The organism is Micromonospora sp. WMMA2032 (genome assembly GCF_002688545.1).
Lineage (GTDB): Bacteria > Actinomycetota > Actinomycetes > Mycobacteriales > Micromonosporaceae > Micromonospora > Micromonospora sediminicola.
In genome coordinates, this window is record NZ_CP024052.1 from 333,418 (window position 1) to 352,189 (window position 18,772).

Genomic DNA, 18,772 nt, shown 5'->3' on the forward strand with positions numbered 1-18,772 from the left:
CCGACGCCCGCCCTGGGTTCGGCGATGACAACGTCGCGGATCGGGGAGGCAGGGGCGATACGCGCATGCGCGTACCGGGAATGTCGTCGACGGGACTGCGGACCCGCCCCGGCCGTCCCGGCGCGGGGCGGGCCCACCGCGCTAGAAGTCGTCGTCGAAGGTGACGCTGCCGGTGACACCGACCTGGTACGCCGACACCCGCCGCTCGAAGAAGTTCGACAGCTCCTGCACGTCCTGAAGCTCCATGAACGCGAACGGGTTGCGGCTGCCGTACATCGGCGCGATGCCGAGGCTGGCCAGGCGCCGGTCGGCCACGTGCTGGAGGTACTCGCGCATGTCGGCCGGCGACATCCCGGACACGCCCTGCTCCAGCAGGTCCTCGGCGAACTGCGCCTCGCACTCCACCGCCTCGGCGAGCATCTCCCGGATCTGCCGCTCCATCTTCTCGTCGAACAGGTCCGGCTCCTCGGCGCGCACGGTGTCCACCACGTCGAAGGCGAACGCCATGTGCATGGACTCGTCCCGGAACACCCAGTTGGTGCCGGAGGCCAGCCCGTTGAGCAGGCCCCGGGACCGCAGGAAGTAGACGTAGGCGAACGCGCCGTAGAAGAACAGCCCCTCGATGCACGCGGCGAAGCAGATCAGGTTGAGCAGGAACGCCCGCCGGTCCGCCCGCGTCCGTAGCTCCCGCAGCTCGTGGATCGAGTCGATCCACCGGAAGCAGAACTCGGCCTTGCGGGCGATCGACGGGATGTTCTCCACCGCCGCGAACGCGGCGAACCGCTCCGTCTCGTCCGGCACGTACGTGTCCAGCAGGTTCAGGTAGAACTGGACGTGCACCGCCTCCTCGAACAGCTGCCGGGACAGGTAGAGCCGGCCCTCGGGGGAGTTGACGTGCTGGTAGAGGTTGAGCACGAGGTTGTTGGCGACGATGGTGTCGCCGGTGGCGAAGAAGGCCACCAGCCGCGACACCAGGTGCCGTTCGGCCGGGGACAGCGACGCCAGGTCGGCCAGGTCGGCGTGCAGGTCCACCTCCTCGACCGTCCAGGTGTTGCGGATGGCGTCCTTGAACCGGTCGAAGAAGTGCGGGTAGCGCATCGGGCGCAGGGTCAGGTCCATGCCGGGGTCGAGCAGCATGGGCCGGGTGTCGGTGGTGGTCACTGGCAGGCCTCGCAGCTCTCGGGGTTCTCCAGGGAGCAGGCCAGCGCCTCGTCGTCGGCCACGACGAGCGGTGCGATCGCCGGGGTCACGGCGACGGTGGCCTGCTGGATCCGGGTGGCGGGACGGGACCGCAGGTAGTAGGTGGTCTTCAGCCCGGCCTTCCAGGCGTACAGGTACATCGAGGAGAGCTTGCCGATGGTCGGCGCGCTCAGGAACAGGTTCAGCGACTGGGACTGGTCGATCCAGGGCGCCCGGGCGGCGGCCAGGTCGATCAGCGCCCGCTGCGGCAGCTCCCACGCGGTGCGGAACAGCTCCCGCACCTCGGCGGGCAGCTCGGTGACGTCCTGCACCGAGCCCTCCGCGCGCTTGATCCGGTCCCGGATCTGCGGCGTCCACAGCCCACGCGCCTTCAGTTCCCGCACCAGGTAGGTGTTGACCTGGAGGAACTCCCCGGACATGGTCTCCCGCTTGAACAGGTTGGACACCTGCGGCTCGATGCACTCGTAGCAGCCGGCGATCGACGCGATGGTGGCGGTCGGCGCGATCGCCACCAGCAGCGAGTTGCGCAGGCCGTGCGCGGCGATCCGGGCCCGCAGCGCGGCCCAGCGCCCGACCTGGGTCGGCTCCGCGCCCCACAGGTCCGGGTGCAGGTCACCCTTCGCCGCCCGGGTCCGGTCGTACGCCGGGTGCGGGCCGAACCGTTCGGCCAGCCCGGCGGAGGTCTCCAGCGCGGTCAGGAAGATCTCCTCCTGCACCCGGGTGGACAGCTCCTTCGCCTCGGCCGAGTCGAACGGCAGGCGCAGCGCGAAGAACGCGTCCTGCAGGCCCATCAGGCCCAGCCCGACCGGCCGCCAGCGCGGGTTCGACGCCGCCGCCTGCGCGGCCGGGTAGTAGTTGATGTCGATCACCCGGTCGAGGAACACCACCGCGGTGCGCACCGTCGCGCGCAGCCGTTCCCAGTCCACCCCGTCGGCGGTGACGTGCGCGCCGAGGTTGACCGAGCCGAGGTTGCACACGGCGGTCTCGGCGTCGTCGTTGACCTCCAGGATCTCGGTGCACAGGTTGGACAGGTGCACGACGTTCCCCGGCTCGCCGGTCTGGTTGGACAGCCGGTTCGCGGCGTCCTTGAACGTCATCCACCCGTTGCCGGTCTGCGCGAGCGTGCGCATCATCCGCCCGTACAGGTCCCGGGCCCGGACCGTGCGGACCGCCTTCTTCTCGACCGCCCGGTACGCGGCGTCGAACGCCTCGCCGTAGAGGTCGGGCAGCTCCGGCGCGTCGGACGGGTCGATCAGCGACCACTCGCCGTCGGCCTCGACCCGGCGCATGAACTCGTCCGGCACCCAGTTGGCCAGGTTGAGGTTGTGCGTCCGGCGGGACTCCTCGCCGGTGTTGTCCCGCAGTTCCAGGAACTCCTCCACGTCCGGGTGCCACGGCTCCAGGTAGACACAGGCCGCGCCCTTGCGCCGGCCGCCCTGGTTGACCGCCGCCACCCCGGCGTCGAGCGTCTTGAGGAACGGCACGATGCCGTTGGAGCGGCCGTTGGTGCCCCGGATCAGCGCGCCCCGGCCGCGTACCCGGGACCAGGAGATGCCGATGCCGCCGGAGAACTTCGACAGCTTCGCCACCTGGTGGTAGCGCTCGTAGATCGAGTCCAGCTCGTCGCGGGGGGAGTCGACCAGGAAGCACGAGGACATCTGGGTGTGGCGGGTGCCGGAGTTGAACAGCGTGGGGGAGCTGGGCAGGTAGGCCAGGCTGGACATCAGCCGGTAGAAGCCGACCGCCTCGTCCGGGGTGTGGGACAGGCCGCAGGCCACCCGCAGCAGCCAGTACTGCGGCGTCTCCACCACCAGCCGGGTCTCCGGGTGCCGCAGCAGGTAGCGGTCCGCCACCGTGCGCAGCCCGAAGTACTCGAACCGCAGGTCACCGGCCGGGTCCACGGCGTCGTCCAGCTTGCGGGCGTGGCGCGCGACGAACGCGGCGGTCCCGTCGCCGATCAGCCCCAGCCCGTGCCCGTACGCGATCGACTGGCTGAAGCTCGCCACCTGCTGCCCGCGTACCTCCTTGTCCACGAACGCGGCGAGCAGGCGGGCCGCCAGCCGGGAGTACTGCGGCTCCTCGCCGATCAGCTCCGCGGCGGTCTGGATGGACAGCCGGTCCAGTTCGGCGGTGGTGGCGCCGTCGTACAACCCGCTGATCGTCTTCGTGGCCACCCGCAGCGGGTCCACCTCGTCCAGGTCGGCGACCCACCGATCGACCGCCTTGACGATCTTGTTGACGTCGACCGGCTCGACGTCGCCGTCGCGCTTGCGGACCCGCATCACGGGCCGGCGCTGCTCCGGTCCGCCCACCTCGGACGGTGGACTCTCCTGCACGACCGTCATGACCTCTCCTCGCTGTCACCGATGGCCTCGGACGGCGGGAGGACGCCAACGGGCACGGCGCAGGGCCGGCCCGGCTGCTGGCGTCGGTCGTCCCGCGCGACCTCCGACCGCCGCGCGCGGCAGCGCACGGCGCGCTGGCAGGTCTTCGGACTCGCGGGCTCGACACGGGGTCGCCTACTGGCCGTCGCTTCCCGGGCCGGGTGGCCCAGTGCTTCGTTGACGGCGGTCGTTCCCACTCACCGCTGCGGGGCAGTCCCGGATTTTCACCGGGTTCCCTCTTGCGACACCCGGCCGTGGCCGACCGGGTGAACCAGCTGCGGTGAACACCATATATGGCGGTGGCCTCCCGTAGGCAACACCACATGTCGCGTCCGCGTGTCGGCAACGTCTCAGCGTCCACGGTGGCGTCGACGGGTCCCCCGCCATGGCGGACGCCGGTGTCGACGGCGATACTCGGCGCATGGCGAATCTGGGGCGCCGCTGGGCGTGGGTCGCGGTCCTGCTGGTCGGTGTCGGGCTGTTCCTGCTGGTGCTGGAGACACTGGCCGGCACCCGGAACATCAACTTCGTGCCGGCGCTGATCCTGCTCGGCGCCGCCATCGCACCGGCCACGTTCCTGACCTTCGCGCAGGGCCGCACCGGCCGGTGGCGGGTCCCCGGTTCGGTCGTCGGCCTCGCCGCGTTCGTCGGCGGGGTGGTCGGTGTCGTCGCGGCCGGCTGGCTGGAGTACGACACCCTGCACCGCCTCGGCGTGCTGCCGATGGTGTTCGTCGGCCTGATCGAGGAGACGGCGAAGCTGATCGTGCCGGTGGCGATCCTGCTGCTGTGGCGCCGGCGCCGGTCGCCGGGCGAGGGTCTGGTGATCGGGGTGGCCTCCGGCGCCGGCTTCGCCGCGCTGGAGACGATGGGCTACGCGTTCACCGCGCTGGTCGGGTCCCAGGGCAACCTCGGCACGGTCGAGCAGACGCTGCTGATCCGGGGCCTGACCGCGCCCGCCGCGCACCTGTCCTGGACCGGCCTGACCGCCGGCGCGCTGTTCGCCCTCGCCGCCGCGCCGGGCGGGCGCCGGCTGGCGGCGTTCCTGCTGACCTTCGCCGCGGCCGTCACGCTGCACACCTGCTGGGACACGTTCGGCACCCAGGCCGCCTACCTGTTCATCGGCGGGGTGTCGCTGGGCTGGGTGCTGCTGCGCCTGCACCTCGACCAGGAGCGGCCGGGCGACGTGCCGGCGGGCCCGGCCGCGGCGGCGCGGCGGGTCGACGACGGGCTGGGCGCCACGCCCGGCCGGTGAGCGCCGCCGCGCCCACCGGCCACCCCGGACGTCAACCGGCAGCCAGCCGGATCCCCAGCGCGACGAACGCCACGGCACAGACCCGGTCGATGCGCCGCGACCAGCGGCTGTCGCCCCACCGGCCGGCGATCCGGCCGGCGCCCAGCCCCAGCGCCAGGTCGACGGTGAGCTGGACCGCGACGAAGAGCGCGCCGAGCAGCACCAGCTGCGCCGTCACCGGTCCCTCGCCGGGCCGGACGAACTGCGGCAGGAACGCCACGCTGAACAGGATCATCTTCGGGTTGAGCAGGTTGGTCAGCAGACCGCGCAGGAACGCCCGGCCGGCCCGCCCGTCGGCCCGGTCCGCCGACGCGCCGGGCCGTCCGGCGCCGCGCAACGCCCGCACCCCCAGCACGACCAGGTAGGCCGCGCCGGCCCACCGGATAGCGGTGAACAGCACCGGCGACGCGGCGACCACGGTGGCGAGCCCGGCCACCACGGCGGCGACGTGCACCGCCTCGCCGGCGGCGACCCCGAGCGCGGCCACCGCGCCGGCCCGGGCGCCGTACCGGGCGGCGTTGGCGAGCACGAACATCATGTCCGGTCCCGGGGTGAGCATGAGCAGCACGATCGCCGCGAAATAGCCCGCCAGCACGGCCGGCGGCAGTCCGGCCGTCACGCCTCGCCCCCGCCGTCGAGCAGCGCCCGCCGCAGCGCCAGCCGGTGCTCCCGGCGGATGTGCGCCTCGCGGTAGCGGCGCCGGTCGCCGTCGGTCTCGGGGCGCAGCGGCGGCACCGCGCGGGGGTGGCCGTGGTCGTCCACGGCCACCATCACCAGGTGCGCGGTGGCCACGTCCACCGGCGGCACCGCCCGGTCCCAGCGGTCGGCGCTGACCTTCACCGCCACCTCCATCGAGCTGCGCCCGGCCCAGGTGATGCGGGCGTCGACGTGGACCACGTCGCCGACCCGCACCGCGCGCAGGAAGGCCGTCTCGTCGATGGCGGCGGTGACCGCCGGTCCGTCGGAGTGGCGGGCGGCGACCACGCCGGCCACCGAGTCGATCAGGTTGAGGATCCGACCGCCGTGCACCGTACCCATCAGGTTGGTGTGGTGCTGGTCCATGATCTGCGACAGCGTCAGGTGCGAGGCCGACGGTGGTCGGCCGGTGAGCGTGCTGGTGTCGGGCACGTGTGGTTCCGTCCTCGCGAAGCGGACCGCCGACCGGGCGGGGCGCATCGTCGAGGGCACGCCGACGGTTCGCGTGCGGCGTGTCACCCGCCCGACCCACCCGCGAGGTCGACGGCAGCGCGCACCGGTCGGTGCGCGCGGCGCGGGCAGGTCTTCGGACTCGCGGGCACGACACGAGGTCGCCTACTGGCCGTCGCTTCCCGGGCCGGGTGGCCCAGTGCTTCGTTGACGGCGGTCGTTCCCACTCACCGCTGCGGGGCAGTCCCGGACTTCCACCGGGTTCCCTCTTGCGACACCCGGCCGGGGCCGACCGGGTGAACCAGCGCTGCCGGCAGCGTAACCCAGCACCTTCGGGCCGCCGGGCCCCGCCCGGCGGCCCCGGGTGGAGGGTCGCCGGGCGGGACGCCGGTCAGCTGCCGGCCGGGGCGGGTGACACCGGGACGCTCCGGCGCCGGCGCCGGCGCCCGAGCAGCCCGGTCAGGGCGTCGACCACCAGGAAGCCGAGCAGCGTGCCGCCGAACCAGGGCAGCGCCCAGCCGAGCGCCGCCACCACCGGCACGCCGACCAACAGCGCCGACCACGGCGTGCCGCGCCACGCGCCCCGGGCCGGCGGTGCGCCCAGCGGCGCCCGGCGGTCGGCGCGGGTGGGCCGGCGCTGCCACCACATCCGGTAGCCCCAGACGACGACGCAGAGCAGGCCGAGCGCGAGCGCGGCGAGCAGGACCTGGTTGACCGGCCCGAGGAGACGGCCCATGTGGGCCTGGATACCGAGCTTGCTGAGCTTCGCCAGCAGCGGCCAGTCGGTGAAGTCGCTGCGCGCGGTCACCGTGCCGCCGGCCGGGTCGACGGCCACCCGGTCGTACGCGACCGGCCAGGTGTCGTCGGTCTGCGCGACCGTCCAGGCGGCACCGTCGTGCGCCGCCGGTGCGATCTCGACCGGGCCGGACAGGCCGGCGGCGCGGGCGGCGCCCAGCACCCGGTCGTACGTGGCCGGGTCGGCCGCCGGCGCGGTGGCCGTCCCGCCGTGCCGGTGCTCCCCACCGCCGGTGGCGGGCGGCGCGCCGTCGAGCGTGGTCGAGATCTCCGGGGTGCCGGCGCGCAACGCGTCCAACCCGGCGCCGAAGTTCGCCCCCGCGTAGCGGGACCAGGTCAGACCGGTTGCGGCGAGGAAGAGCAGACCCACGGTGAGCCAGACGCCGGTGGTGGCGTGCCAGCCCCGGGTGCGGCGTACGCCCCGCCCGGCGGACAGGTCGGGCACGAGCAGGTGCCGGGCGCGGGCGCGGCCGGCGGCGCGCCGGCGCCACCACAGCACCACGCCGCCCAGCGCCAGCACCCACAGCCAGCTCGCCGCGATCTCGGAGTAGTGCCGCCCGACGTCGCCCAGGTGCAGGTTGCGGTGCAGGTCGTCCAGCCAGGTGGTGGCCGGTGTCGACCCGAACCAGGTGGTGAGCTGTCCCGCCACCTCGGCGGTGTACGGGTCGACGTAGACGGTGTGCTGCCGGTCGCCGAGGTCCTCCTGCGCGAACACCACCTGCGTGGTCCGCTCGCCGGTGCCGGGCTGCACCGAGGTCAGCGTGCCGTCCGGATGCGCGGCGCGGGCGGCGGCGATCTGGTCGGCGAGCGGTCGCGGCTGCCCGCCGACCGCGGTGACGGTGAGCTTGTCGCCGTAGAGCGCGGCGTCGAGCTGCGGCGTGATCGTGTACGCGAGCCCGGTGAGCGCGGCGACCAGCAGGAACGGCGCGACCAGGACGCCGGCGTAGAAGTGCAGGCGGGTCAGCAGGGCCGTCAGCGGCGCGGGCCGGCGGGGCGGTCGGGCGGCGTCCGGCGGTGTGGCGGGGGAGTCCGGCGCGTGGTCGCCGGGCAGTTCGGTCACAGACATCAGGGCAACTCCGATCGGGAAACAGGAATTGGGGAACGGGCCGGCCCGTGCCCGTCGAGCCGTGCCGGTGTGCGCGGTTGCCGTCTCCCGGGTGAATGGTCGGACCGGACCGCGCGGAAGTTCCCGCCGATGCTCCGATCAGTTCCGGTCGGGGCGGCGCGCGGTGGCGGCCAGGAACGCGTTGTAGCGGGCCAGGTCGTCGTCCTCGCCGGTGGCCTCGGCCCGGTCCGCGGCCCGGTCGAGGCGGCGCTGTTCGCGCTCGTCGGCCCGGATCCACTGCCGGACCAGCAGGACCATCACCACGGCGGCCGGGATCTCGCCGAACGCCCAGGCGATGCCGGCGCCCAGCTTCTGGTCCGCCAGCGGCGACGACGCCCATCCGGGATGGACGCCGAGGTACCAGTCCGGTGCGATGACGGTCGTGGTCTGCATGAGCGCGAGTCCGAAGAAGCCGTGCGCCATCATCGCGGCCAGGTGGATGAGCACCAGGATCGGGTGGGGCACCCGGGGTCGGCCCGGGTCGATGCCGATGAGCACCCAGAACAGCAGGTAGCCGGAGACCACGAAGTGCCCCAGCATGGCCAGGTGCCCGAGGTGGGAGCGCATCAGCGTGCCGAGCAGGTCGCTGAAGTAGAGGCCGAAGAGGCTGGCGGTGTAGATGCCGAGCGCCACCACCGGATGGGTGAGCAGCCGGGTGAGGCGGCTGTGCAGGCCGCGCAGCAGCCACTCCCGGGCGCCCCGCACCTGCGGGTCGTCCGGGCGGCGCAGCGCCCGTAACGCGAGCGTGACCGGGGCGCCGCCGACCAGCAGGATCGGCACCAGCATGGACAGCACCATGTGCTGGGCCATGTGGGCGCTGAACAACACGTACGCGTAGCGGGCGAAACCCAGGCCGGTGGCGGCGGCCAGCACCAGCAGGCCGCCGACCCAGCTCGCGGTGCGCGCCGCCGGCCAGCGGTGCCCGGCCCGGCGTAGCCGCCGCACCCCGGCCAGGTAGGCGGCGATCCCGACCACGGTCACGGTGAGGAAGAACAGGTCGGGCAGCGGCTGCCCGAGCAGGTGCGCCGCGGTGGGCGCGGCCGGCATGCCGAAGCCCAGCACCTCGGTCACCGGGTCGGCGTCGACCGGCTCGGCGACCGGCGTCGGACTGCGCGACAGCGCCACGGCCAGGCCGACCGTCGCGGCGAAGACCATCAGCTCCCCGGCGGCCAACCGCGCGAACGCGCCGCGCCGCCCGGCACGAAGACCCGGCAGGGTACGCGTGCGATGCGCCGCGCCGATCAGCCCCAGCGCCACCAGCGCGGCGAGTTTGCCCAGCACCAGCCACCCGTAGCGGGACTGCCACAACTGGTCCACCGCGCCGAGGCGTACCGCGGCGTTGGCCAGGCCGCTGACCGCGACGGCGACGAAGCAGGCCAGCGCGAGCCGGCTGTACCGCGCGGCGGCCCCGGGCAGGTGCCGGCTGCGCCGGATGCTCAGCAGCGCGGCCAGACCGCCGGCCCACAACGCCGCCGCGAGCACGTGCAGGGCGAGGCTCGACACGGCGATCTGGTGGTTGCCCGCCCCGGCCGCGTGCCCGGTCAGCGCCGGCGGCAGCAACCCGACCAGCGCGACCGCCGACGCGAGCGCCGCCGTACCCCGGGACACGCCGACCCGGGCCGCCACCGCCACCACCGCGGCCAGCCCCGCCTGCGCCAGCAACGAGCGGCCCTGCGCGATGTCGACGCCGAAGCTGACCACGCTCGCCGCACCGAGCCGGTCCAGTGGCACGCCGAGCAGGTCGGAGACGGTCAGCACCAGCAGCGTCAGGCTCGTCACGGCCCAGCCGGCCGCCGTCAGGCCGGCGCGGCGCAGCAGCAGCCAGCCGTGCGCGGACACGCTCGTCCCGTCGCCGGGCAGCAGGAACGCGGCGGTCACCGCGAAGCCGACGGTGAGGGTGGCGAGCGCGTCGGCGAGCAGTCGCACCGGCGGCAGCGCCCAGGTGGTGACCGGGCCGGGATCGGGCAGGCCGGGGATCGCGGCGGCGAGCGCGCCGCCGAGGCGCAGCGCGAGCAGCAGCACGGCCACCGCCGCACCGGCCGCCACCAGCCCGACGAGCCAGCCACCGGCCGCCGACGCGGGTCGCTCCGCGCGGTCCGGCCCGGCCTGTTCCGGGCGGCCTGGCCCGGCCTGTTCCGGGCGGCCGGTGTCGGGCAGGGAACGGGGTGTCGGGGACGGCGTGGGCTGGTGCACGGTGCGGACCTGACTTCGGACGGGACGCCGGGTTCGGCCGGCGTCGTGGTTCAGGAGGCGCGGCGGCGTCGGAACAGCAGCAGGGCCGCGCCGGCCACGGCCACGACGACGACCACGCCGGCGGCGAGCAGGACGGCCGGCGGGCCGTCGTCACCACCGGCCGCGGCGGACGCCGGACCCGCGGCGGTCGATGTCGGACCCGCGTCGCCGCCGGTCGTGGCAGCCGCCGGTGCCGGCACGGCCGGGGCCGCCGGGTCGGCGACGGTGAACCGGTACGAGCCCTGCACCGGGTGGCCGTCGGCCGAGACCACCCGGTAGGCGACCGTGTAGGTGCCGTTGGCCAGCGGCTCGTCGACGGAGATCGTGCCGGTGGGACCGTCGACGGCGGGGGCGCCGGTGGGGACCTTCCGTTGGCCGGAGTCGCTGAGCACGATGGTGGTGAACTGCGGGTTGAGCTGCTGGAGGAACCGCAGCGTGACCGTCGTCGGCGCGGCGGTCAGCCGGGCGTCCTGGGCCGGCGTGGCCGCCTGGAGCGTGTTGTGCGCGGCGGCCGGCGCGGCCGGCGCCAGCAGCAGCGCGGCGGCGGCGAGCAGCGCGGCGAGGAACGCGACGGCGGATCGGGTACGCATCGGGGGAGGAGCCTTCCTGGTGGTGGTCAGCCGAGCACCTGCTGGCCGACCCAGCCGCCCTCCGGGCAGCCGGGCGGGACGGCGAACACGGCGGAGCCGATCGGTGTGGTCCACTCGTTGAGCAGGTCCCGTTCGGCGAGCCGGCGCTGGATGGGCAGGAACTGCCGGGCGATGTCGGCCTGGTACGCGGCGAAGACCAGCCCGCTGTCCGCGTGCCCCTCGGCGGTCGGCACGCCGTCGTAGTTGTAGGGCCGGCGCAGGATCTTCTGCCGGTCGTCGGTGACCCGCGCCCGGGTCAGGTGGGAGAAGTCGGGGATGACGGTGAGCCCTTCCGGCCCGAGCGCGGCGAAGTCAGGTTCGTCGTGCTCGGCGGTGCCGGTCAGCGGCGCGCCGGTGTCGAGGCGCCGCCCGACGGCGATCTCCCGGTCGGTGCGACCGAGCAGGTCCCAGGTCTCCAGGTTCATGCTGATCCGCCGGACGACGAGCGTGGTGGAGTCGCGCAACCAGTCCGGGCAGTCGGTGACCCACACGGCGGTGTCGGCGGGGGTGCCGGGTCTCGGGTTGGCGGTGCCGTCGAGCTGGCCGAACAGGTTGCGCTGGGTGCGGCCCGGTTCGGCCCCGGCGGCCCGGCGGAAGCCCTGCTGCACCCAGCGCACCGTGGCGAAGGGTCGGCTGTCCTTGACCAGGACGCGCTGGGCGTGGGCGACGGTGAGCGGGTCGTCGGCGCAGATCTGCAGCAGCAGGTCCCCACCGGACCAGCGGGGTTGCAGCCGGTCGATGCGGAACGCGGGCAGGTCGGCCACCGACGGCGGCCGGCGGTCGGCGCGCCCGGCGGCGGCGTAGAGGCCGGGGCCGAAGCCGAACGTGACGGTCAGCCGGGCGGGCAGCAGGCCGAGTTCCGGCTCGGTGTCGGCCAGCGCCGGGCGGCCCCGGGTGAGCCGGGCCGCGTCGTCGGAGAGCAGCCGCAGCATCCGCCCGAGCGCGGCCCGGTCGACGCCGGGCTTCAGGGTGAACGCCACGAACGCCGCGTGCGCCTGCGGTTCGGTGGTCACGCCGGACTGCCGGGCGCCGTGGAACGGCTCCACCGCGCTGCCGACCTGGGCCACCGGGACGGGCTCGGCGGGGCGTACCCGGGGATCGTCGGGACGGGCGACGGCGATCGCGGCGCCGCCGGCGAGCGCGCCCCCGGCGGCGACGGCGCCGCCGGTGAGCAGGCCGCGCCTGCTCACCCGGCGGCCCGTGGGGGAGCCCTCGGTCATGAGGCCGGGCTCATGCTCATCTCCGGCATCGGAGACTCGCCGTGGCCGGGGGCGTAGGACTCCTGGGCGCCGGTGAACGGCTTCGCCACGGCGGTGAACGTCTGGGTGCGACCGTCGGCGAAGGTGAGCGTGAAGCTGAGTTCGTCGCCGGCCTTCACCGGCTGCTTGAGGTTCATCAGCATCAGGTGGTCGCCGCCGGGCTCCAGCGTGGCGCTGGAGCGCGCCTTGATCACGATGCCGCCCGGCTTGGCCTGCATGACCATCTTCCCGTCCTTCATGGTCATCTCGTGCAGTTCCATCGGGGAGACCTCGGTGGTCGCCCCGGTGATCGTCACGTCCGCGTCGCCGTCGTTGACGAGGGTGCCGAACGCCGCGGTCATGCCCTTGTCGGCGGCCTTCACCCACGGGTCGCGGATGCCGAGCACGCCGGCCGACGCGGCGGCGGATGCCGAGGCCGTCGTCGACGCCGACGGCGCGGCGGTCGTCGGGTCGTCGGACGACCCGCAGGCGGCGACGGACGCGGCCAGGAGGGCGGCGGCGATCAGGGCCGCCGGGCGCAGGAGCCGGCCGCTGGTGGTGCTGGGCATGACGTTGTCCCCTCGAAGATCGGTGTTCGTCCGGTTGGTCGGGTCGAGGGGGTGGATAGTTCCGGGCGGTGCGATCCGTCACGCCGGGCGCCGGGGCGCCGGACGTGGTTCCCCACGGCGACCGGGCCGGCACAGGCGGCCCGGTCGCCACGTCGGAGTCAGCGCGTCTGCCACGACGCGTGGTTGGCGTACCTGGCGCGGAACTTCTCCACCCGCCCCTCCGTGTCGAGCAGGCGTTGCCGGCCGGTCCAGAAGGGGTGACTGGCCGAGGAGATCTGCACGTCGATCACCGGGTACGTGTTGCCGTCGGTCCACTCGACCGTCTGGTCGCCGGTGGCGGTGGACCGGGTGAGGAAGGCGAAGTCGACGGCGCGGTCGCGGAAGACGACGGGCCGGTACCCGGGGTGGATGTCGGGCTTCATGCGGGCTCTCCTTCGGTGTCGGTGCGGTCGAGGTCGGCGAGCGGGAAACAGCCGGCGAACGGGTCGTCGTACCGTCGCCAGCCGTCCTCGCCGTCGGCGAGTTCGGCGTCGGTGAGCAGGCAGCCGGCGAGCGTGCGGTGCAGGTGGGCCGGGTCCAGGTCGACGCCGATGAGGACCAGGTGCTGGTGCCGGTCGCCGTAGTACGGGTCCCAGTCCAGCGCTGCGGTGAGCCGCCGGTGGTCGGACACCTCGTCCCAGTACGGGTCGGGCAGCGCGGTGAGCCACCGGCCCAGACCGCCGAGGGCGAGACCGCCGCCGGCGAAGTCCCACGCCACGACGGTGTCCGGCTGGCTGGCCAGCCAGACGTGTCCGCGGGAGCGGACCACCTCGGCGTTGACCTCCTCCAGGACGTCGTGCAACCGGCGGGGGTGGAAGGGGCGGCGGGCGCGGAAGACCACCGAGACGATCCCGCAGTCCGGGTGCGGCTCGTGCACGCCGAGGATGTGGCCCTCCAATCCACGGGTCAGCACGGCCGGGGTCTCGGGGCGGTGGCGGAGGGTGCCGCGCAGCTGCCGGGTGAGCAGGTTCGCGTCGACGGTGTCGTCGTCGACCCGGATCCGCGTCGCCCAGGGCGCCATCCGGTCGAGCAGCACGGCCAGCCGGTCGGTGTCGTACGCGCCCTCGCGGGAGTGTCCCCACAGCACCAGGGTGTCGGCGTACTCGATCTGCCGGACGAGCACGTCGGCGAGGGCCCGGTCGTCGTTGTCCGCGGCGGCGATGCCGAGGCTTCTGAGGTCGTCGGTGCGGGCCAGCCCGTCAAGCAGGTGTTCGGCGTCGACCACGGTCACGTAGGAGTCGACGGTGAGCAGGTCGGTGATCGGCTGCCCGTCGACGAGGCAGTGCGCGCAGACGGCGGCGACCGCCTCCGGTTCGACCACCTCGGGCAGCATCAGCAGCAGGTCCCGCCGGGGGTGGGCGCGGGCCAGGCGGGCCAGCGTGGGCAGCACGTCCTCGCGCAGGGTGCAGGACACGCACCCGTGCGCCAGCGCGATCCGTTCGTCCTCCAGCACGCCCCCGACGTCCCGGACCACCCGGTGCACGGTGCCCGAGCGCAGGTCGGCCAGGTCGTGCCGGACCAGCAGCAGTGACGGGTCCGCCGCGAGGAGCGCCCGGGCCGCGGCGTACGTCGTGGACGTCCAGAAGCCGCTGAGCACCGTCAACGACGGACGGGCGTCGGCCCTGGCGGCAACCACGTCGGACGGTGCGAGCGGTGACGTCGACATGTCGGTCCTCCCGGTGGGTGTTGTTGAAAATCATTGTCAGTATAGGGTGGCTGCCGAGCGGTTCGAAGCGGGGAGCGGCCCGGCTTATGAAATCGAATTCCGATACCATCGGCCCGGCCCGCGAGAGGTAGGGGGTACCTCGCACGGAGCGGGCCGGCCGGCGCGGCGTCCTCGGGCCCTCCGGGCGTCGCGCCGGCCCCCCGGATCGGCCGATCGGCGGCCGCAGAAGGAAAGCCATTGTCATCAGGATTCGATCAACCACGAGGAGAGATCACCGTGTCCCGACGTTGTGACGTCACCGGCGCGAAGCCCAGCTTCGGCAACGCCGTGTCGCACTCGCACCGGCGCACCCGGCGCCGGTGGAACCCCAACCTCCAGAACCACCGCTACTGGCTGCCGTCGGAGGCGCGGTGGGTCCGGTTGACCCTCACCGCCAAGGCACTGCGCACGGTCGACCGCAGGGGCGTCGAGGCGGTCGTCGCGGAGCTGCGCGCCCGAGGGGTCAAGGTCTGATGGCCCGACCGACCGACGTGCGTCCGATCGTGCGGCTGCGCAGCGCCGCCGGCACCGGCTACACGTACGTGACCCGCAAGAACCGCCGCAACGACCCGGACCGCCTCGTCCTGCGCAAGTACGACCCGGTGGTGCGCCGGCACGTCGAGTTCCGCGAGGCCCGCTGATGGCGCGCCGCAGCCTCGGCAACCGGCAGGCCCGCCGGGTCGGGCTCGTCGACCGGTACGCGCAGCGCCGCGCCGGGCTGAAGCGGGCTATCAGGCACCCGGACACCGACCCGGCGGCCCGCGAGGAGGCCGTCCGTCGACTCGCCCGGCTGCCCCGCGACTCCAGCCCGGTCCGGCTGCGGTCCCGGGACCAGATCGACGGTCGGCCGCGCGGGGTGCTGACCCGGTTCGGGCTGTCCCGGCTCCGGTTCCGCGAACTGGCTCTGCGCGGCGAGCTGCCCGGGATCCGCAAGGCCTCCTGGTGATCCGGTGTCACCGGGCGTGACACAGAGCCCCGGATCGTCCGTCGTCTGACCGGGGGACCGGGCGGCGCGGCGTCCCGCTCGGGACGACCGCGCCGGCCGGTCACTCGTACGGCTCGGCGGGCGCCGCGATCCGCTCCCACGTGTCCACCTGGAAGGAGGGCACGTCCGCGTCGTTGACCGGGTCCTTCACCGTGTGCGGGATCCACCGGCCGGTGGCGCGGATCCAGGTGTCGGCCGGCAGCGCGGGCACCTCGCCCCGCAGCCCGACCTTGATCGGCACGCCGTCGGCCGCGCAGCAGGACAGCACGATCCGGGCGAGCATGGGGCGTCCCTCCGGCCCGGGCGCGAGGAAGCCGGTGAGCTGGAGCTGCCGGCCCCGCAGGGTGCGGCCGTCGTCGTAGACGGCGCGGTAGCCGTACTCCAGGAGGGTCAGCTCGGCCGGTTCCCGGGGTGGCAGGGGCGGGTAGGCGACGTCCCGGTCCTCGGTCAGGGCGGAGCCGGCACGCGACGCGGTGTCCGCGCCGAGCGCCGGCGGCACCAGGAAGAGCAGGGCGAGCGCCGGGAGCAGCAGCAACCAGCCGACCGCCGGCCCGGAGCGGCCGTGACCGTGGCCGTCGTCCGCCCCGTCGCCGGCGTCGTCCGCCCGGTTGAGGTGACGCAGTTCCTGCACCAGGGCGACCACCGCGGCGACGACGAGCACCGCGCCGGCGGCGATGAGGAACGGGCGCAGCCCCTGCTTGACGTAGCGCAGGTAGAGATCGGTGAGGCTGGCCCGCAGGATCGCGCCCCCGAGGAGGACCAGCACCACGGCCTGGCTGCCCCGGTTCACCAGAGCACCGTCCCGACGACGGCGGCGACGAGCACGGCGAGGAGGAAGGTGGCCGGCGCGAAGCGCAGGGCGAACGCGCGCCCGAACATGCCCGCCTGCATGGACACCAGCTTGAGGTCGACCATCGGGCCGACCACGAGGAAGGTCAACCGGGCGGTCAGCGAGAACTGGGACAGCGACGCGGCGACGAACGCGTCGGCCTCGGAACAGATCGACAGCAGCACCGCCAGCGCGGCGAGCGCCAGCACCGACAGCACCGGGCGGGCCGCCAGGTCGTGCAGGGCCTGCTGGGGCACGACGACGTTGATGGTGGCCGCGGCCATCGCGCCGAGCACGAGGAAACCGCCGGCGTGCACGACGTCCTGGCGGCACGCCGCCCAGAACGCGGTGGCGCGCGGCATCGTGTCGAGGTGGGCCCGGTGCGGCAGGCGGATCCATTCCGACCGGCCCAGGCGCAGCCACAGCCAGCCCATCGCCAGCGCCACCACCAGGCTCGCCCCGCCGCGGGCGACCACCATCTCCGGGTTGCGCGGGAACGCCACCGCGGTGGCGGTGAGCACGATCGGGTTGATCGCCGGCGCGGCGAGCAGGAACGCGAGCGCGGCGGCGGGGGTGACGCCGCGCCGGATCAGCGAACCGGCGATCGGCACCGAGCCGCACTCGCAGCCGGGCAGCACCACCCCGGCGGCGCCGGCGACCGGCACCGCCAGTGCCGGATGCCGGGGCAGGGCGCGGGCCCAGAAGGAGCGGGGTACGAAGACCGCGATGACCGCGGACAGCGCCACCCCGAAGACCAGGAACGGCATCGCCTGCACCAGCACCGAGACGAAGACGGTCAGCCAGGTCTGCAGGCGGGGGTCGGAGACGAGCGAACCCACCTGCCGGTGCAGCACGCCGACCAGGACGAGCAGGACGCAGAGCACCTCGGTGGAGCCGACCACCCGGTCCCGGCCGGGTGGTGGCGCGGCGGTGTCCGCCGCGCCGGAGCGGGGCGCCGCCGGAGCGGCGGGATCGGTCGTGCTCAGTCGGATCACCTTCTCGGGTCGACGGGGGCATCCTACGGTGACGTATCCGTCACTGTGAGTCCCTGTCCGGTTCGTGTCGGCCCGGGCGGGGGCGTGAGAGGCACATATGCGCAAGGCATAATGGTTCCGGATGTCACGTGGTCGGCGGGCCGCGGGCGCGACCGGGTGCCGGAGGGCGCCCGCACGAGGGAAGGCGGCGCACGGTGACCCAGGCGACGACCGGGGCGACCCGGAACACCCGGCAGCGCGCCGAGGTGCTGGCCCTGCTGCGCGAGCTGGAGGGCTTCCACAGCGCGCAGCAGCTGCACCAGATGCTCGTGCAGCGCCAGGCGAAGGTCGGCCTGACCACCGTCTACCGGACGCTGCAGATGCTGGTGGACAACGGCGAGATCGACTCCGCCCGGCTGCCCGGCGGTGAGCATCTCTACCGGCGGTGCAGCCAGAGTCGCCATCACCACCACCTGGTCTGCCGGCAGTGCGGCCGGGCCGTGGAGGTCGCCGGCCCGGCGGTGGAGCGGTGGGCCGACCAGGTCGCCAGCGAGCACGGCTTCACCGACGTCGACCACACCCTGGAGATCTTCGGCACCTGCGAGCGTTGCGCCGCCTGACCCCCGGCGCCGGTCAACCGCCCGCCACCAGCGACGCCTCCAACGCCCGCGGACCCATCCGGAACTCCGGGTCGATCTGCGCGGTGAGGTTGACGCCGGCGCGCTCGTTCGCCCAGGCGACCGCGTTGCGGCGGTGGAACTCCTGCGCCCAGTGGGTGAACGCCGTCCAGTCCTGCGGCGTGCCGTCCACCGCCTCGACCAGCCGGTCCAGCGCGGCGCGGTTCGTGGCCTCCAGGCCCGTCAACGGGCCGATCTCGCCCCGTTCGGCCCGCCGGACGTAGCCGGACCGACCGAACCAGGTGAGCAGGTCGGCGCCGACGTGCTCGCGCAGGAAGGCGACGTCACCCTCGTCCTCGACCTTGTTGCCGACCACCGAGAGGGCCACGCCGTACTCCCGGGCGTAGCCGGCGTACTGCCGGTAGACGCCGACGCTGCGCACCGTCGGCTCGCAGACCAGCAGCGTGCGGTCGAAGCGGGTGAACAGGCCCGAGGCGAAGGAGTCCGCGCCGGCGGTCATGTCCACCACCGCGTACTCGCCGGGGCCGTCGACCAGGTGGTTGAGCAGCAGTTCGACCGCCCCGACCTTGGAGTGGTAGCAGGCCACGCCGAGGTCCTCGGCGCTGAACTCGCCGGTCACCGCCAGCCGGACGCCGCCGACCGGCCGGACGCAGGCGGCGTAGACCGGGTTGTCCTCGGCGATGCGCAGCAGTCGTGAGCCGCGCCCGGGCGGCGTGGTCTTCACCATCTCCGCCGCGGTCGGGATGCGGGGGTTGTCGCCGCGCAGGTACTCCTTGATGGCGGGCAGGTGCGCACCGAGCGGGTCGACCGGCGGGGGCGCCTGCGGATCGGCGCCGAGCGCGACCGCGAGATGCTGGTTGATGTCCGCGTCCACGGCCAGCACCGGGCGGGACAGTGCGGCCAGGTGCCGCGCGAAGAGCGCGGCGAGGGTCGTCTTCCCGCTGCCGCCCTTGCCGACGAACGCCACCTTCACCGGACCCACACCCCGCCGTCGTAAGTGGAAACGATTTCCA

At 74.1% G+C, this 18,772-nt stretch carries 19 protein-coding genes and 2 riboswitches; of the genes, 5 read left to right on the forward strand and 14 right to left on the reverse strand.

The genetic code is table 11. From position 1 onward, the window contains the following. Nucleotides 1-141: 141 nt before the first annotated feature. Together CO540_RS01445 and CO540_RS01450 are read right to left on the reverse strand one after the other, a co-directional pair. The gene (locus CO540_RS01445) at nt 142-1,137 is read right to left on the reverse strand and encodes a ribonucleotide-diphosphate reductase subunit beta (protein WP_099164533.1); all 996 of its coding nucleotides are present in this window, start codon (nt 1,135-1,137) and stop codon (nt 142-144) included. A gap of 20 nt (nt 1,138-1,157) precedes the next feature. Then, the gene (locus CO540_RS01450; RefSeq protein ID WP_099160583.1) at nt 1,158-3,545 is read right to left on the reverse strand and encodes a ribonucleoside-diphosphate reductase subunit alpha; all 2,388 of its coding nucleotides are present in this window, start codon (nt 3,543-3,545) and stop codon (nt 1,158-1,160) included. A 118-nt stretch (nt 3,546-3,663) separates the two neighbouring features. After that, nucleotides 3,664-3,875: riboswitch (cobalamin riboswitch) on the reverse strand. Between the two features lie 130 nt (nt 3,876-4,005). On the opposite strand from CO540_RS01450, the gene CO540_RS01455 reads away from it, so the two are divergent. Continuing rightward, nucleotides 4,006-4,836 (forward strand): PrsW family glutamic-type intramembrane protease, encoded by an 831-nt coding sequence (locus CO540_RS01455; protein ID WP_099160584.1) that lies wholly within the window; start codon nt 4,006-4,008, stop codon nt 4,834-4,836. A gap of 31 nt (nt 4,837-4,867) precedes the next feature. Here CO540_RS01455 and CO540_RS01460 read toward each other — a convergent pair whose 3' ends face one another. The 9 genes from CO540_RS01460 to CO540_RS01500 form a co-directional block, all read right to left on the reverse strand. Further along, nucleotides 4,868-5,494, reverse strand: a complete 627-nt coding sequence (locus CO540_RS01460; protein ID WP_253866343.1) for a LysE family translocator — start codon at nt 5,492-5,494, stop codon at nt 4,868-4,870. Then, a complete protein-coding gene (locus CO540_RS01465) occupies nt 5,491-6,003 on the reverse strand; it encodes an acyl-CoA thioesterase (protein ID WP_091573973.1) in 513 nt (170 codons plus the stop codon). The genes CO540_RS01460 and CO540_RS01465 overlap by 4 nt, the downstream gene beginning before the upstream one ends. 148 nt (nt 6,004-6,151) lie before the next feature. Then, nucleotides 6,152-6,292, reverse strand: a riboswitch (cobalamin riboswitch). Between the two features lie 120 nt (nt 6,293-6,412). After that, nucleotides 6,413-7,882, reverse strand: a complete 1,470-nt coding sequence (locus CO540_RS01470) for a PepSY domain-containing protein (protein ID WP_099160585.1) — start codon at nt 7,880-7,882, stop codon at nt 6,413-6,415. 138 nt (nt 7,883-8,020) lie between these two features. After that, entirely contained in the window at nt 8,021-10,114 is a 2,094-nt protein-coding gene (locus CO540_RS01475) for a cytochrome c oxidase assembly protein (protein ID WP_253866345.1), read from the reverse strand. Nucleotides 10,115-10,164: 50 nt separating this feature from the next. Continuing rightward, nucleotides 10,165-10,743, reverse strand: coding sequence for a copper resistance CopC family protein (locus CO540_RS01480; protein ID WP_099160586.1), 579 nt, complete (start codon nt 10,741-10,743; stop codon nt 10,165-10,167). A gap of 26 nt (nt 10,744-10,769) precedes the next feature. Further along, nucleotides 10,770-12,002 (reverse strand): Dyp-type peroxidase, encoded by a 1,233-nt coding sequence (locus CO540_RS01485; protein ID WP_099160587.1) that lies wholly within the window; start codon nt 12,000-12,002, stop codon nt 10,770-10,772. Next, nucleotides 11,999-12,589: a copper chaperone PCu(A)C gene (locus tag CO540_RS01490; RefSeq protein WP_099160588.1), complete on the reverse strand. Its 591-nt coding sequence runs from the start codon at nt 12,587-12,589 to the stop codon at nt 11,999-12,001. The genes CO540_RS01485 and CO540_RS01490 overlap by 4 nt, the downstream gene beginning before the upstream one ends. A 158-nt stretch (nt 12,590-12,747) precedes the next feature. Continuing rightward, on the reverse strand, nt 12,748-13,011 hold the full coding sequence (locus CO540_RS01495) for a type B 50S ribosomal protein L31 (protein WP_099160589.1): 264 nt from the start codon (nt 13,009-13,011) through the stop codon (nt 12,748-12,750). Continuing rightward, nucleotides 13,008-14,294, reverse strand: a complete 1,287-nt coding sequence (locus CO540_RS01500; protein ID WP_099160590.1) for a GTP-binding protein — start codon at nt 14,292-14,294, stop codon at nt 13,008-13,010. The genes CO540_RS01495 and CO540_RS01500 overlap by 4 nt, the downstream gene beginning before the upstream one ends. 276 nt (nt 14,295-14,570) lie before the next feature. On the opposite strand from CO540_RS01500, the gene rpmB reads away from it, so the two are divergent. From rpmB to rpsN, 3 genes are read left to right on the forward strand one after another with little or no spacing between them, the layout of a single operon-like run. Next, nucleotides 14,571-14,807: a 50S ribosomal protein L28 gene (gene rpmB, locus CO540_RS01505; RefSeq protein WP_098744422.1), complete on the forward strand. Its 237-nt coding sequence runs from the start codon at nt 14,571-14,573 to the stop codon at nt 14,805-14,807. After that, a complete protein-coding gene (rpmG, locus tag CO540_RS01510) occupies nt 14,807-14,974 on the forward strand; it encodes a 50S ribosomal protein L33 (protein WP_099160591.1) in 168 nt (55 codons plus the stop codon). Before rpmB ends, rpmG begins: the two co-directional genes overlap by 1 nt. After that, nucleotides 14,974-15,279: a 30S ribosomal protein S14 gene (gene rpsN, locus CO540_RS01515; RefSeq protein WP_099160592.1), complete on the forward strand. Its 306-nt coding sequence runs from the start codon at nt 14,974-14,976 to the stop codon at nt 15,277-15,279. The genes rpmG and rpsN overlap by 1 nt, the downstream gene beginning before the upstream one ends. Nucleotides 15,280-15,379: 100 nt before the next feature. Here rpsN and CO540_RS01520 read toward each other — a convergent pair whose 3' ends face one another. Continuing rightward, the gene (locus CO540_RS01520; protein ID WP_099160593.1) at nt 15,380-16,108 is read right to left on the reverse strand and encodes a TIGR03943 family protein; all 729 of its coding nucleotides are present in this window, start codon (nt 16,106-16,108) and stop codon (nt 15,380-15,382) included. Continuing rightward, nucleotides 16,105-17,133: a permease gene (locus CO540_RS01525; protein ID WP_371682283.1), complete on the reverse strand. Its 1,029-nt coding sequence runs from the start codon at nt 17,131-17,133 to the stop codon at nt 16,105-16,107. Before CO540_RS01525 ends, CO540_RS01520 begins: the two co-directional genes overlap by 4 nt. Nucleotides 17,134-17,336: 203 nt before the next feature. Between CO540_RS01525 and CO540_RS01530 the strand changes: the two genes are divergently transcribed. Continuing rightward, the gene (locus CO540_RS01530) at nt 17,337-17,741 is read left to right on the forward strand and encodes a Fur family transcriptional regulator (RefSeq protein WP_099160595.1); all 405 of its coding nucleotides are present in this window, start codon (nt 17,337-17,339) and stop codon (nt 17,739-17,741) included. Nucleotides 17,742-17,754: 13 nt separating this feature from the next. Here CO540_RS01530 and CO540_RS01535 read toward each other — a convergent pair whose 3' ends face one another. Next, nucleotides 17,755-18,732, reverse strand: a complete 978-nt coding sequence (locus tag CO540_RS01535; RefSeq protein WP_099164536.1) for an ATP-binding protein — start codon at nt 18,730-18,732, stop codon at nt 17,755-17,757. Nucleotides 18,733-18,772 lie beyond the last annotated feature (40 nt).